The 578-nt window shown below is 58.8% G+C and carries 1 protein-coding gene; it reads left to right on the top strand.

What is annotated here, in order from left to right:
* Nucleotides 1-578: type VI secretion system tip protein TssI/VgrG (tssI, locus tag RYB66_RS23020; RefSeq protein WP_316886948.1), on the top strand; the 578-nt coding region annotated here is incomplete at both ends.

The following is a 578-nucleotide window of genomic DNA, read 5'->3' as shown; positions in this document are numbered from 1 at the left end:
GTCAAGGTGCAGTTTCATTGGGATCGTGAAGGCAGCGGCGATGACAAGAGCAGTTGCTGGCTGCGCGTGTCGTCCAGTTGGGCTGGTAATCGCTACGGTGGCATGACCATTCCGCGGGTCGGCATGGAAGTGCTGGTGACGTTTCTGGAGGGCGACCCTGACCAGCCATTGATCAGCGGTTGCCTGTACCACGCCGAACACATCCCGCCCTACGACTTGCCTGCGCATCAGACGCGCAGCGTGTTCAGAACCCTGAGCAGCCCCGGCGGCAATGGCTCCAACGAACTACGCATCGAAGACCGGGCTGGTCAGGAGCATATCTACATCCATGCACAGCGCGACTGGGACCAAAACATCGAGCACGAGCAGAAAATAAGAGTCGGTCATGAGCGACACGACCGGGTCGAGGGCAACAGCTACAGCGAGTTCAAGGCTGAGGAGCATTGCACTGTCGATGGCAACCGGCTGACCGAAGTCAAAGCGGACGATCACCTGACGGTGGGTGGAACGCAGCACATCAGGGTAGTTGATGGGTTACTGGCACACGCCGGGCAGGAAATTCATCTCAAGGCCGGTAA

Source organism: Pseudomonas syringae group sp. 243L2, from assembly GCF_032587875.1.
Classification (GTDB): domain Bacteria; phylum Pseudomonadota; class Gammaproteobacteria; order Pseudomonadales; family Pseudomonadaceae; genus Aquipseudomonas; species Aquipseudomonas amygdali.
The sequence above is the reverse complement of the archived record's forward strand: the minus strand, read 5'-3'. Positions and strand labels throughout refer to the sequence as shown.